At 65.1% G+C, this 13,659-nt stretch carries 14 protein-coding genes; 7 read left to right on the forward strand and 7 right to left on the reverse strand.

From position 1 onward, the window contains the following. Positions 1-25: 25 nt before the first annotated feature. From eccD to ACIA75_RS34755, 3 genes are all read left to right on the forward strand, one after another. Complete coding sequence (gene eccD, locus ACIA75_RS34745; RefSeq protein ID WP_397111313.1) at positions 26-1,468, forward strand: type VII secretion integral membrane protein EccD; 1,443 nt, start codon at positions 26-28, stop codon at positions 1,466-1,468. Next, positions 1,465-2,871: a type VII secretion-associated serine protease mycosin gene (gene mycP / locus ACIA75_RS34750; RefSeq protein WP_397111314.1), complete on the forward strand. Its 1,407-nt coding sequence runs from the start codon at positions 1,465-1,467 to the stop codon at positions 2,869-2,871. Before eccD ends, mycP begins: the two co-directional genes overlap by 4 nt. A 199-nt stretch (positions 2,872-3,070) precedes the next feature. Then, the gene (locus ACIA75_RS34755) at positions 3,071-5,068 is read left to right on the forward strand and encodes an NACHT domain-containing protein (protein WP_397111315.1); all 1,998 of its coding nucleotides are present in this window, start codon (positions 3,071-3,073) and stop codon (positions 5,066-5,068) included. 45 nt (positions 5,069-5,113) lie between these two features. Here ACIA75_RS34755 and ACIA75_RS34760 read toward each other — a convergent pair whose 3' ends face one another. From ACIA75_RS34760 to ACIA75_RS34785, 6 genes are all read right to left on the reverse strand, one after another. Further along, positions 5,114-6,064: an ESX secretion-associated protein EspG gene (locus tag ACIA75_RS34760; protein WP_397111316.1), complete on the reverse strand. Its 951-nt coding sequence runs from the start codon at positions 6,062-6,064 to the stop codon at positions 5,114-5,116. Then, entirely contained in the window at positions 6,061-7,287 is a 1,227-nt protein-coding gene (locus ACIA75_RS34765) for a hypothetical protein (protein ID WP_397111317.1), read from the reverse strand. The genes ACIA75_RS34760 and ACIA75_RS34765 overlap by 4 nt, the downstream gene beginning before the upstream one ends. A 2-nt stretch (positions 7,288-7,289) precedes the next feature. After that, positions 7,290-7,685 (reverse strand): hypothetical protein, encoded by a 396-nt coding sequence (locus tag ACIA75_RS34770; RefSeq protein ID WP_397111318.1) that lies wholly within the window; start codon positions 7,683-7,685, stop codon positions 7,290-7,292. Between the two features lie 68 nt (positions 7,686-7,753). Then, positions 7,754-8,335 carry a DUF3558 domain-containing protein gene (locus ACIA75_RS34775; RefSeq protein WP_397111319.1) on the reverse strand — a complete coding sequence of 194 codons (582 nt, stop codon included), beginning with the start codon at positions 8,333-8,335 and terminating at the stop codon, positions 7,754-7,756. A gap of 163 nt (positions 8,336-8,498) precedes the next feature. Next, positions 8,499-8,705, reverse strand: a complete 207-nt coding sequence (locus ACIA75_RS34780; RefSeq protein ID WP_397111320.1) for a DUF397 domain-containing protein — start codon at positions 8,703-8,705, stop codon at positions 8,499-8,501. Further along, positions 8,702-9,592 (reverse strand): helix-turn-helix domain-containing protein, encoded by an 891-nt coding sequence (locus ACIA75_RS34785; protein WP_397111321.1) that lies wholly within the window; start codon positions 9,590-9,592, stop codon positions 8,702-8,704. Before ACIA75_RS34785 ends, ACIA75_RS34780 begins: the two co-directional genes overlap by 4 nt. Positions 9,593-9,849: 257 nt before the next feature. Between ACIA75_RS34785 and ACIA75_RS34790 the strand changes: the two genes are divergently transcribed. Beyond that, on the forward strand, positions 9,850-11,292 hold the full coding sequence (locus ACIA75_RS34790; RefSeq protein WP_397111322.1) for a hypothetical protein: 1,443 nt from the start codon (positions 9,850-9,852) through the stop codon (positions 11,290-11,292). On the opposite strand, the gene ACIA75_RS34795 is transcribed toward ACIA75_RS34790, so the two are convergent. After that, on the reverse strand, positions 11,287-11,769 hold the full coding sequence (locus ACIA75_RS34795; protein WP_397111323.1) for a hypothetical protein: 483 nt from the start codon (positions 11,767-11,769) through the stop codon (positions 11,287-11,289). The two genes, ACIA75_RS34790 and ACIA75_RS34795, sit on opposite strands and share 6 nt — an antisense overlap. Before the next feature lie 279 nt (positions 11,770-12,048). On the opposite strand from ACIA75_RS34795, the gene ACIA75_RS34800 reads away from it, so the two are divergent. The 3 genes from ACIA75_RS34800 (at position 12,049) to ACIA75_RS34810 (ending at position 13,595) form a co-directional block, all read left to right on the forward strand. Continuing rightward, on the forward strand, positions 12,049-12,363 hold the full coding sequence (locus ACIA75_RS34800; RefSeq protein ID WP_397111324.1) for a hypothetical protein: 315 nt from the start codon (positions 12,049-12,051) through the stop codon (positions 12,361-12,363). Next, entirely contained in the window at positions 12,360-12,938 is a 579-nt protein-coding gene (locus ACIA75_RS34805) for a hypothetical protein (RefSeq protein WP_397111325.1), read from the forward strand. Before ACIA75_RS34800 ends, ACIA75_RS34805 begins: the two co-directional genes overlap by 4 nt. Positions 12,939-13,064: 126 nt before the next feature. Further along, positions 13,065-13,595 carry a hypothetical protein gene (locus ACIA75_RS34810; RefSeq protein WP_397111326.1) on the forward strand — a complete coding sequence of 177 codons (531 nt, stop codon included), beginning with the start codon at positions 13,065-13,067 and terminating at the stop codon, positions 13,593-13,595. Positions 13,596-13,659: the final 64 nt, after the last annotated feature.

A 13,659-nucleotide genomic window follows, 5' to 3' on the forward strand; every position in this document is an offset into this window, starting at 1 on the left:
CGTGACGCATGCGCGACTCGATCACATGGAGGAAGATTCCTCGCGGGGTATAGTCCGCGCACCGGATCTCACCAGGGTCACCATTCTGGCCAAACATACTCAGGTCGATATGGCCATTCCGGTAGATGTGCCGGTGGCCCTGGTCATTCCCAGCGTCGTCGATATGGTCGCCGCCCACAGCCGCACCAACGAATTCGACAATCAGGGCGAACGGTACGAACCGGCTGATTGGGTCCTGGCCCGGATCGGGCAGCCGCCGATGTCGAACTCGCTGAGCCTGGGCGACCAGGGCATCCGTGACGGTGAGTTGCTGATGCTGGAGAACTCCGCGAATACGGCGCCGACGCCGTTGTTCGATGACATCATGTACAACGTCGCGGTCGCCGACGCCGAGCATTTCCGCGGCTGGAATCCGAGTACCGCGCGGACGACCGGGTCGGTGCTGGCCGGCCTCGCCATGCTGGCCGGCTGCATCGGGCTGCTGACCGCGCCGGACGCGATGCCGGGCTGGATCACCGGGGCGATCGCGCTGGGTGTGACGGTGCTGCTGGTGGTCGCGGCGATGATCCTCAGCCGTGTCTACGGTGATCCGAAGACCGCCCTGGTGCTCGGCGGCTGCGCGCTGCCACTCGCCTTCACCGGCGGCATGCTCATCGTGCCCGACCATTACAGCTGGGCGAACCTGCTGCTCGGATCCACCCTGTTCGGGGCGACAGCGATCCTGGCTTGGCGGGTGACCGGAGTCGGTCTCGGATTGTTCATCGGCGCGGGGACCGTGGCCATTTTCGCGGTGCCCTCGGCCCTGGTCGGGATGCTCGCCGAACAGCGGCTCGAGGCCGTCGGCGCCGTGGTGGCGGCCGTCGGGCTCGGCGCGCTGTCGCTGGCCCCGCGGATCTCGATGATGCTGGCGAAGCTGCCGCTGCCGCCGGTGCCCTCCCCCGGCACCCCGATCGATCCCACCGAGGACGACCCCGACGATCACCGCTCCCTGCCGACCCTGGACGCGCTGCACGCGAAGTCGGCGCGGGCGCGCACCTACCTGAACGGCCTGGTGACGGCGACGACGCTGGTCACGGTGGTCGGCGCGCTGGTGGCCACGGATCCGGACTACGGCGGTTTCTACTGGCAGGGCATCGCGCTGGCGCTGGTCTGCGCGGCGGTGCTCATGTTCCGCAGCCGCACCTACGCCGGCGCGGAACAGGCCGTCATCCTGATCGTGGGGGGCGCGTCCATCCTGCTGGTGATGCTGGGAGCCATGGCTCTGGTGGCCGATCTGCCGCTGGCGGCGTTCGGGGCGGCCGTGGTGATGGTGATCGCGGCATTGGTCCTGGGCATCATCGTCCCCAACCAGTCGGCGACCCCGCCGATGCGGCGCGCGGCCGAACTGATCGAATACGCGTTCGTGGCCGCCGTGCTGCCGCTCGTGTTCTGGGTAGCGGACCTCTACTCCCTCGTCCGCGGACTGTGAACCGGGGGATCCGCACCGCGGCCGTCGCCGCGGTGCTGGGGGTGAGCGCGTCGCTGGGGTTCGGGCATACGGTCGCCTACGCCGACCGGCCACCGGCCGTCGACCCGGGCCAGCTGCCGTCCGGCGATCCGGCCAAACCGACCGAAGCGACGGAACGAAAAGCGAATACCCCCTGTAACAGCACGGTATCCGGGGGCGAGGGCCCGACGGTGCCCGCAGCGCAGGCGGCCCTGGATCTACCGCACGCCTGGCAGTTCTCCCGCGGCGAGGGCCAGGTGGTCGCGGTGATCGATACCGGTGTGGCCCGGCACCCGCGGCTGCCGGGTCTGCGCGCCGGCGGGGATTTCGTGGCCAACAGTGGTGACGGCACCGAGGATTGCGATGCGCACGGCACCCTGGTGGCGGGCATCATCGGGGCGAGTCAGGTTCCCGGACAAGGCTTTTCGGGTGTTGCCCCGGCCGCGTCCATTCTCACGATCCGGCAGACCAGCGATAAGTACGTGAAGGCGGGGCACAACGCCACGAAATCACCGGAGGACCTCTCCAAAGAGGGCTACGGCAATGTCGCGACCATGGCCCAGGCAATCCGCCGGGCTGCGGATCTCGGCGCGACGGTGATCAATATTTCCGAGGTGGCCTGCAGTGCCGGCCCGATCGCCGACGGTTCGCTCGGCGCGGCCCTGAACTATGCGGTCCACACGAAGAACGTGGTGGTCGTGACGTCGGCCGGTAATACCGACAACGACAACTGCAAGGGCAATACCGGCATCCTCGATCCACTCGACCCCGCCGCGGATCCGTGGAGCAAGACGACCGTCAATGTCACCCCCTCCCGATACGACGATCTCGTACTGTCGGTGGGCTCGATCAACGCCAACGGTGCACCCTCCGATTTCACGGTGCCCGGGCCCTGGCTGAGTGTCGCGGCACCCGGCGAGAACATCGTGTCGTTGGATGCGATCGGCACCGGTGTCATCAACGGCACGGTCGGCTCGCAGGGGAACCAGACGATCGCCGGCACCAGTTTCGCCGCCCCTTACGTCTCGGGCGTGGTCGCGCTGGTCCGGTCGCGTTTCCCCGAACTGTCCGCCGTGGAAGTCATGAAACGCATCCAGGCGACGGCGCACGCACCGGCCGAGGGCTGGAATCCGTACGTGGGATACGGCGCGATCGACCCGGTCGCCGCGCTGACCAACGAGGTCCCCGACGAGCTCCGCCCCAAGAAGCCGAATCCGGCAGTGAGCAAACAACTCGCGGTGCCCGCACCGCCCACACCACCGGATCACACCGCCCGCAATGTGGCACTCATCGGTAGCGGAATCATCGGCGGCAGCCTGATCATCGGGTACCTGGCATCGTTCCCTACCCGGCGCCGGTTCGGAGTGGGCGAAGACGACGCCTGAGGGAGCTGGGAGACCCGCCCAGGTTCGGTACCCCGATCAGCTAGGTGGCAGGTCCGATGCGGAGCGATTCGTGGCGGGCCGCGTGACCATGCGCACGAACCCGACCGGTTACTGCCAATTCCTGATAATCAGCTGAAATTTCTTGGTATAGAGCCACTTTCGTTCTCACCGGCAACGAAGTTCGTCAATAATCCTGTGCATGTCCGGCGGGGAGTTCGCGGCAGCGGCGAGGAGCGTCCCGGTCGCCGTATCGGTTGTTTCGAAGCTGTGGCGGTGGCTGTATCCGGACACATCTCGGACAGCACTGACGACACATGCCGATGATCTGGCAGACCTGGTCCGGCGCACCGAGTCGAGGCGACTCGAGCAGTTGGGGGTCGTCCCGGGTGCGGGCATCAGGGTTTCCTTCGACGCGCTGATCCGGGCTCACGGTGTCGACCGGCAAGAGTTCGGCACCTTGTCCGAGGTCGGCAATTACTACCGAGAACTGGGCGACCCCGAGCGTTTCGTCGTACTCGGTGCCGCGGGTGCCGGTAAGACGGTGACCGCTCTGCACCTGCTGCTGAACATTCTCCACCACCGTGACAGCTATGACGGCAGGCCGCCGCCGGTTCCGGTCCGGGTCAACGCTGCGAGTTGGGACACAACGACCCGAGGTTTCACCGACTTCCTGGCCGGCATGCTCGCGACGGACTACCACCTGGCACCGAAAGTCGCACGCGCCCTGGTCGAATCGGACCGGATCCTTCCTGTTCTGGACGGGCTGGACGAGATGGATCCGATCGATGAGCCACCCGCGCGAGCCAGAGCCGCGCTCGACCAGTTGAACGAGAACCCCTGGCGACGGCGGCCCGTCATTGTGATATCTCGCGCCGCAACCTATGCGCAGGCCCGCGAGCTGCGCATCGGGGGTGATGCGGGGCTGCATGCCGCGACCGCGGTCACGCTGCGGCCCCTGACGACACCGGAGATCGTCGAGTATTTGCGGCGCTGCCGCGAGCTGGAGGGCATCCACGAACATCAATGGTCACCGGTGATCGATCGCCTGCGGGCCGAGCCCGCGGGCGCGCTCGCCGAAGCCCTACGGACCCCGTGGCTGTTGACGCTGTCGACAGCTCACCTGCGCACACACCGCCGGGCGGGTGCCGACGAGTTGACCGGGGCGACCGACCTCGAGTCGATTCGTGAGGTGTTGTTCGCGGCGTTGATCCCGGCCGCGGTGGCCGGACTGTCCAGAGAGGACCGGAAACGGCGGTACGACCAGCCGCAGGTCCACCGGTGGTTGCACAACCTCGCGCGCCACTGCGATCGTCGCGAGATGCACGACCGGCACGGTAGCGATATCGCGTTGGACGAGGTGTGGCGGCTGGCGGGCAACCGATGCCGCCTGGTACACGGCCTCCTGGCCGGGCTCCTGCTGGGCACAATGTTCAGTATTACGCCCGTGGTAGCGCAGTCTCTCCCGCTCGACTCGATCTTCGGAGCGTCGTTGCTCGGGTCTCCGTTACTCAGAGGGCCGCTCCAATTCACCGCAGGGTTCCTCGTCGGATTCGCCGCCGGCCTGCGCCCCGGCACCCCGGCCAGGCGGACCGTATCGCACCTCTTCGGCCCGGGTGAGCTTCGCGGTTGGCTGGTGTCCCTGGGAATCGGGCTCGTAGCGGGAACCGTATGCGGAATTTCGATCGGGTTCGTGGCCGGTAACGCACTCGGGCCGGGCCGCGGATTCCTGGCCGGGCTCATCTGCACGCTGGGGTTCGGGCCTGTGATCGCCATTGTCGTCCGGCTGGCTTCTCAGCTGCCGCACAAACGTCCGATATTGGACGAACGGCGGGCAATCCGTGACGATGCGCTGGTCGGGATCTCCCTCGCGTCAGTGATCGGGGTATTTCTCACGCTGATGTTCACGCTGCTCTACCTGGTGGTAGTGGAAGCGTCGGCGGACAGTTTGATCCGGCTGCCCCCGGTAGGACTGACATACATTCTCTTTGCCGCACTTTTTATTTCACCCGCGAGCATGCGATACCTGTGCGCAAAGCTGATATTCGCGCTCGACTCGACCTTTTCGCGGCGACCGGGGCCGTTCCTCGAATGGGCGCGCGACGCCGGTCTGCTCCGAGTGACCGGGGAGGCATATCAGTTCCGGCACCAGACCTACCAGCAGTGGCTGACAACGCGGCCTGCACCGAACACGCAGTGAAGACGACGTCTGACAGCACGGTGTCCAACGACCCGGTAGGCGAGCTCAGGCCAGCCAACCGCGTCGGTTGCGTTCCTGGAAGTAGAGGTCGTCCGCGTCGATGTCCTTCTGGGAGATCTCGCGCCGGACAGCCGTCTGCTGGGGGATCTGCCGCGGGGCCGGCGCGTGCCGGGGCTGTTCGCGCGGATCCGGCGCGGGTGGGCGTATCGCCGGCCGGTGGGCCGCCTGCGGTGCGGCCTGCCGGGCCTTCCCGATGCCGTCCTGGAGGCGGCGGACGAATTCATCCGGCGACCCGGGGGCGAGGGTGAATTCTTCGGCGCTGTGCTTGACCAGCAGGTATCGCCCGTCCTGCGGTAGATGGTCCATCCAGTGGAAGCCGTGCGGGTTTCCGGTGGGGCGGGAATCGGCGGCGGGGCCGGCGAACACTCCGACCTCGCCGACCCCCGACCGCGGCTGCCGTAGGATCCGGGTGATTTCTTCGGCACGCGATATCCGGGTGGGATGCCGGGCGTACTCCACTTTCCCGATATCGGCGCGGGTGCCGCGGACCGCGGTGAACCGGCCCGGCGCGCACCGTGGCAGGTACGACACTATCCGGGCCGCCAGGTCCGGCGCGGCGAAGGTGAGCAGGTGGATATCGCCGCCGTATTCCTTGGTCGGCCCGGGCTCCTGGACGGCCAGGGTTGCGGTTTTCCCGGCAACACCGGCGTGTATCCGCACGATCCGCTCGAACCCGCGGTCATAGGCGCCGTGTACTTCGACCCGGACCTGCGGTTCCAGCAGGGTCCGCAACGCTCGGTGCAGATTTTCGTCCGATATCGCGGCGAGCCGCTGCGCGGCCGCCACCCGAACGCGCTCGTATTCCTCTGCGGTGGGCGGTGTTTCGGTGGGGCCGAGCGGCAGCACCCGGATCGGATACGGCAACCGGTCGCGGTCGAGCCGTCGCACTGCCTGGTTGAACATCTCCCCACTCAGACGCCACTGCAGGCCGTTCACCCGCCGATCACCCCGCCCGGTGGTAGCGCCGGGGGCAGGGTGCCGAGCAGTTCGCTCCCCCGGTCGTAGATCAGGTAATCGGGGGTCTCGTGTTCGTCGTCTTCGTCGCGGTTACCGCGCGCGCCTCCCGGCGACATCATGCCGGGCATACCGGTGCGACCGGCCCGGTTACTGGTGTTGGCCGCGGTGGTGGTGGCAGGCGTGCCGGCCGGTTTACCGGGGCCACCGGGCACGGTCTGGCCGGGGATGAGCGGGGCGGTGGCCTGCGGAGTACCGGAGGGTGTTCCGGACGGGGTGCCCGCGGGTGTGCCAGGTGTGGTCGGGGTGCCCGTGGTGAGAGAAGGGGTCGTCGGCGTGGTCGACTGCGGGGTGGTCGACTGCGGTTCCGTGGACTGCGGCGTGGTGCTCTGCGGTTCCGTGGACTGCGGGTCCTCCCCCGTGGGCTGCTCCCCCGGATCTTCCGGATTCGTACCGGGATCGGTGCTGGTCCCGTTGGGGTTCGTCGTGCCCTGGGGTTTGTCGGTGCCCTGCGGTTTACTGCCGTCGTCGACAGGCTTCACCGGCTCGGGCAGCACCGGCGTCTTGCGGTCTACTTCCTCCGCGCCCGGCTCGTAATAGTTGATCATCACATTGCGGGCGGTCTCCTGGGCCTCGTCGGCACGGTACTGGGGAGTCTTGAAGATGTCGTCGGGGAGGAGAAGGTTGGTGACATAGTCAACATTGCTTTCGTCATCCGGCTTTCCGACCGACGCCTTGGCCTGGGCAAGATAACCTTCGATCAGATCGAGACCGTGCGCCACAATCTGGAAACTCGCGGCCAGCGAAGTGAACGAGGTACTGAACTCCCGCACCCCGTTGACTGCGGCGGTGCCGGACTGGCCGTTCCACCCGGCCTCGAGATCGGCGTTCACACCGTCGAGGAATTCCTTGTTCGCTTCGCGCGCTTCGGTTGTGAGCGCCCGCCAGGCATTGGCCTTATCGTTGATGAGGCCGGAATTCACACCTTGCAGCGCATCCCAGATCTGCTGATGTGTCATGCCCTCGAACCCGTCCTTCTGCAGGATCGCAGGTGGCCCGAACTGCCCGCCGAATTCGCTGACCAGCCCGGCGAGTTCCCCGTCCACGATGGCCCGGTCCTGATCCCATTTGGTGTCCTGGTCCTTGACCACCTGGTCATCGGCGGATTTGTTTCTCTCCGCCTCGTCGGATCGCCACCAAGCCATGATCAAACCCCCGCATTACCCAGCGCACTGGATGTCGATTCATCGGTCTCCTCGAGCCGACGCGCACACAGCTCGAAGGTTTGCTCCATGACAGTGACGATATCTAACGCGGTCTTCAACCGATTCGCAGCGGAGTCGGTATCTGTCACAGCCTTGTTCGCAAATTTGTTCCGCAGATAGCCGGCGGATCGAAGACCGCCGAAACCCTCTACGTACTGGAGCTGATCGGCCATGACCAGCATTTGCTCGAGCCGCGATTTGAAGGTGTGACAGCGGCCTTTGAGCTTGTCGCTGACATCTGTTTCCATGCGCAGCTCACCGCTCTCGGCCTGCGTCTTCATCGTTTGCCACTGCTGCAGTAACGTCGTCTGCGCAGTGTCCTGTCCAGGCTCAGCCACGGCGCCCTCCCCGATTCGAACTACCTGCGGCCATACCCGAACCGCAACTCTTCCGCCCCGTATTCATCTCATTCCGGCAGGTAGGGCTCGAGCGTCTGCGCGTGCCGGATTGCCAAGCCGCACGGCGGCGATTCCGGGATCGAACTGCGCTCGCTGTAGTACCAGCTGGCATAGACATTCAGCATCCCCTTCTGCATGGGGAGGCTGACATAGCAGAGCCGGATCGGGTCTTCATTACCGACGAGGTGGTACGTAAGACCAGAGCGATCGTTGATCTGCACGGGCTCGATCCCGGTCACCTGAGTGTTCTTGTACACGTCGTCCTGTGTGAAGACGGTGGCGCCGACGCCAACGAAATACGGACCATCAGTGGCCCTCCACGTGCACATCCGCCACGCGGCCCTGTCTCCGGGCGCGTCGAATACCGCGCTCTTGCTGGCCGGGTCCACTTCGGTGGCTCGCAGGGCCTCGTCCGACAGTTCCGAGCACGGATTCCATTCGACGTGCTGTTCCCCGCTGGTGGTGCTCGCCCCCTCCGCCGCTGGTTCCCCACCGACCGTGTCCCCGCATCCCGCCACCATCGTGGCCGCCACTATCGCAGCCACGGAGATCCCCAATACCCCTGTGTACTTCTTCCTCGCGGCGCGCATGCCCCTCCTGCCCGGCGTGTGAACTATCCACACGAAATCAGCCCTCACGATACAGGCTCACAATCCGACCCAGCACGGCAACGCGATCGTGCGCATGCGCCACAGGGGTCATCGGACGCGACTCGGCGTGAACGACTTCCAAACCTGAGAGACGGGCACGAAGTCAGGCAGAAGCGTACCGGCCCGTCCGAAGCCCCAGCGTGAACGCTGCCCAGTCTGCGGCAGTGAAGGCCAACGCTGGACCGGCTGGATTCTTCGAGTCCCGGACCCCCACAGTCGCAGCATCGAACCAGGCCACCTCGACACATTCTCCGGTCGAGTCGCTGTAGGAGGATTTGAACCACTCGGCGCCGGGTGCGCAAGTACTCATTGCTCGTATCTCCTTGCTACCTGCCTGAGCAGATCCCTCGATTGGCACTCGTCCAGTGTGGCGTCCCGGAGTGACTCATGGATATCCCGGTAGACCTTCACATCGTCGCTGCTCTCGAAAAACATCGTTCCCATGGTTGTTTCGGTGTGCACCACAGGCGGCTCGCTACCGAACTCCCTGCTGTTCGGAGGGAAGTCAATGATGATGTAGGGCAGGACCGGCGCCCAGGTCCCGGGGAATCCCGCGGCGAACGGCAGAATGCGCACAGTGACGTTGGGCCGAGTACTCATATCAGCAATATGCCGTAGTTGACGGCTCATGACTGCAGGTGACCCGACCCGGACGTGCAACGCACTCTCGTGGATCAGGAACTCCGCTTGTATCGGTCGGTGCTGCCTGGTCAGGATTGCCGCCCGACGCATCCGGAGCCCCACCCGCTGCTCGACATCTTCTGGAGTATCGACCGGAAAGAAGGGCCGCACCACATACCTCGCATAGTCCAGGTTCTGGAGAAGACCAGGAACGATCGCAGATTGGTAGAGATGCAATTCCGACGCTGCGGATTCGAGCCCTAAATAGGTGTCGAATCCAGCTTTCATCAGATGCGTACCCGCCCACCATGATTTCGTGGCTCCCTGCTGCGCAAGGTTTTTGAGTTCTTCGATCTGATCATCTGGGAGTTCGTACAGCCGCGCGAACCCATCCACATCCCGGAGTTTGACCTTTTCGTTGTGCCCCTTCTCCATTCGGATGACCGAGGTCTTGCTCATCTCCATTTCCTGCGCCGCCTGTTCCAGCGTGAACCCCGCCCCCTGCCGCGCCTCCCGCAACGCGCGCCCCAGTTGCCGCCGCGGCAGCGTAGAACCAGGCTGATCGTCTCGAACCACGAACTCCCCTTCCCCTCAACGGCACGAAGCCGCCGCGCATCCGGCCCGCTTCATACACCTGCGATGGGCGGAACGTTCCCGCTCTCCCGAGCTTTCCTGCGTCGATCGGACTGTCCCGCTGAGCCGTTCGGATACGGCTCCCCGGGAGAAACATAACCATATGGCCGAACGCCATGGAAGGTCCTTGACCAGGTATTCCCACGGTTCTGCAACGGACATTCCGTAGTGGAACACCCAGCGCGGCAGCCACCACCTCCATGATTGGGAGGCGACGAGGCAGGATCGATGTTAGAACAACGCGAGTGCAGATCTTCCGTACCGCAACCTGCGTCGACTCCGACCATCCGGAGTTCACGCTGGTTTTCCGCGATGAGCCGCCGACACCCTACGCGGCGAGCTGGATTTTGGACCACTTCCAGAACGCTGTGGCGGAGGGGGCTCGTTTCGTGCCCGGGCAGACAGTCGGGATCGGATGGCGGGCGCTGCGGGTCAGCGAACGCGATGATCGAACTCTCGGGCTCGAAGAACGTGTTGCCGAGGGCATCTGGGAAGAACATGTCGATCAGGCGATGAGCGATATGTGGTATCAGGTCGAGGCGGCCGCGAAACTGGGCCTGCCGGAAGCACCGGACTCCGTCGCCGAGGATGATGTGGCGATCGCGCAGCCATGTGCATTCGAAGGCGAGGCGCTTAGCCTCAACCGTCTCGGGCCGGACTCGCCGCAACACGGTGCGTGGACGATCAGTTGTGTGGAGGAGCACGACCACGCCGGATGGTCTCCCATTGAGCTGTTCCAGCTGTCGGCCTCGCTCCCGTTTGTCACCCAATTCCTTGCTCTGCCACCGGAAACTGGACTGGTCATCGAACGCCACCTGGAACCATTGACCGGCGGTGTCATGGCCGGCGTGGCACACCGAGGCACGGCCCTGACCCCGCCCGACGGTATGTATTTCGGGCCGGAACCCGCATCCATCGACTCCATGCCCATGGCGCACTTCGCGATCCTCCAATTCGGTGAGGGTCTGTATCGCACGTCGATCGGCGATCAGCACGGGCATCCCGAGATCGTCGTCCGTGTCACCGAGCCGGCCGTACCGGGCATACAGGAGTCGCTGGTGCAGTGGATCCTGGACGATCTGCAGGATTCCCTTGCCACGGGAACTCGTTTCGCACCGGACCAGACGATCCGGGTCGGTGGGCGCACCCTGCGCGTGGTCGAACGGTCCGACGGGATGCTGGGACTACTGGAACGCGTCGGCACCGACCGCTGGGAGGAGCACGTCGAGCAGACCCTGCGCGACCTGTGGTATCAGAAAGAAGTCGCGGCAAGCTTCGGCCTGGAGCAACAGTTGGATTTTCCGGCCGACGACCAGTATGTGGCTGTCGCCGAATGCGTGAACGAAACGATTCCCGCGCTGCTACTCACCCGCGGGGACACGACCGACCCGGATTCCTCCGGCTGGATGCTGTGCTGCCTGCGTGATCACGACCACGGAGAGTGGTCTGCGCGAACCATCTGGGACCTGTCCGACTCGATGCCGTTCGCCATTCAGTTCCTTGCGCTTCCGGTGAACACATCGATTGCCATCGAGGCTCCCCATGCCACTCCCACCGGACGCATCGGGGTCCGGGCCCTGTACAACGGCCGGCATCTCATCCCGGCGCCCGGCTCCTATCTATCCGAACTCAATGCACTATGAGCTCGGGACGGGGCCTCGTTGGTGGGTTCCGCCGAAGACATCGTCAACGGTATTCGCGTGCAGTACCCGCTTGATCCATGCTCGGAGCTGGTCGGAAGACGCTGATTCGATCCGGTGGACGGCGTCGGCGGGCAAGTCACCGAACCGCTCCGTCATCAGCTCGAGCAAGTCCTCTATCCGGGCCGCGACTCGGCCACGGTCTTCCAGCATTTCTGCGGTGGTCACCGCCGCATCCTTCACCAATGGGTGGATCTGTCCGAAGTCCTCGACCAGCCTGGTCAGCTCGGCCCGGCCGACCTCACCCGCCTGCAACACGTAGTTCATCAGCTGCTGCAGAGTCTGCATCGGTTCCGGGCCGAACTCCTCGGCCACTTTTACGCGCAAAATGCTGGCGGCGTTCTCCTTGCGGAACATGACGCCGCCCGAAAGAAGACGTCGTGATGACTCCCCCGCTTCTTGCTCATAGCGGGCGAGCATAGGCAGCGGTCCGCCAGGAATTCAAACAAACAGCAGCGCAGCGTGATCGAAGCGTTCGCAGGTCCTGCCGACGGTACGAAACGGCCCAGGATCCGGTCCGATTCGGACGTCTGCAACCGGCACAACGTTCCGGACTCTGGGCTGACGGTCCGATCGAATTCGACTGTTCTGCTGCGCCGTTCGAATACCACGCTGTCCGCGCAACATAGCCACGTGACCGAACGACACAGAAACCCCTTGACCAGGCGATTGCGGCAGTTCAGCAAAGGATGCTCCACGGTGGAACCCGCAGTGCCCGAAGCGTCTCGAATCGGGCCGGCGGCTGGCACCCGCCCCGGGCACGACGTCTCGGCGGGCAGGACCCACCAGGCCGTGCTGGGTGAATGGCGTGCCGTGTGGCGGCGCGACCGGCAGCGGATCCGGATCATCCGGGTACGCAATATCTCCGACGACCGGACAGTGCTGGCGATCACCGATCCGGACAGAGCTCCCGACCTCGCCGATATGCGGGAGCGATTCCCGGAACTGTCCGCCTTGTGGGACGAGATCCGGCACCAGTTCTGGGCACGACCGACTCAGGACACCAGCCGATGAGCCCGATCCGCTACCCCGACCCGGAATCCATCGACGAAATCACCGCCCATTACCTGTTGTCCACCCCCTGGACCCTCGGACCGATGCTGTACGGGTTCCGGTTCGACGGCGAAGCCATCCACGCCGGATGCGCGGCCGTCGATCTCACCGGTGACCGCGGTGCCGACGAGCCCAATCCGATCCACCTGCGGGCCGCGCAGCTGCGCACCGAGCTCGGCCCCGAAACATTCGGCTTCGGGTTCGTATTCCCGGTGTTCGCCGATCAGCTCGCCGACCGGCCGGAGAACCGGCACATCCCCGAACAGGTCCGCCGGGCAGCCCGGCAGCTCCCCGGGGTCGGCGACCTGATCGTCGCCGTCGTGATGGACGCAACCGGACGCCAGTGGTGGGCAGTTGCCGACCGGAATCTGATCGAACTGGATCCCGTGCGCATCCGTGTCGCCGCGACGCCGCCGGACCAGTGGCAGTTACCCGGCACACTCGATGCCTCGCTGTGGACCGCTGCGCTCGCACTCGACGAAACGAATCACCCACACCTGCTACGTCTGGGGAGAGCACCACGGCCGAATACGTGAGGTCAGGACCTGGACCAGCCGCCGGTACGGCGTCGTTTCCGGGAAAGACGGACCTACCGTCGATTCCTGTCGCCGGGTGCCGTTACAGTCGCTGAATTGCCGGCCAGTGCAGTTCGAGGAGTTGGTATGGACGGTGCCAAACGAATGATCGGCCCGATGTCACTGGTGTGGACACTGGGCGTCCCGGTGGCGGCCGTCGCCTTTATGACAGGTGCGCTGTACTTGGGTGCGGCGATAGCCCGGTCGACGGGTTCGGAAGCGGCTTTGGCGTTATTTCTTCCGGTTAGCGCGGCGCTCGGTTTGGCTGCGTGGATGGTCGTTCTGGCCGCAGCTTGGCGAGTACGCCGAAAGTATCTACGGCGCGCAGGGACCACGGTGTCTGCGACGGTGGTCGAGTCCGATCTGGGGCGTAAACACAGTCACAGTCCGCTCAACTTCGATTTGTGGCGGGTTCGCGTCGAGGTCCGCTTTCCGCACCCGGAATCGGGGAGCGACGCCCGTGTACGTAAGCAGTACTCCTACCCTCAATTCTTTGGGGCACGAGCACGCGCACTGGTCGAGCGGCTCGGCACCGGCGCCTCGGTCCCCGTGGTAGTACACAAGAATTCCGTGTTAGTCGACGTACCCAAACGCCCTACCTGGGCCGACATCTGGTGACTCGGCGCATAGCGCACAGCGAGGCGCCTCACCCCATGCGTGCGTGAAAACCTCGATTCCGCGG

The organism is Nocardia sp. NPDC051750 (genome assembly GCF_044453135.1).
Taxonomy (GTDB): Bacteria; Actinomycetota; Actinomycetes; order Mycobacteriales; family Mycobacteriaceae; genus Nocardia.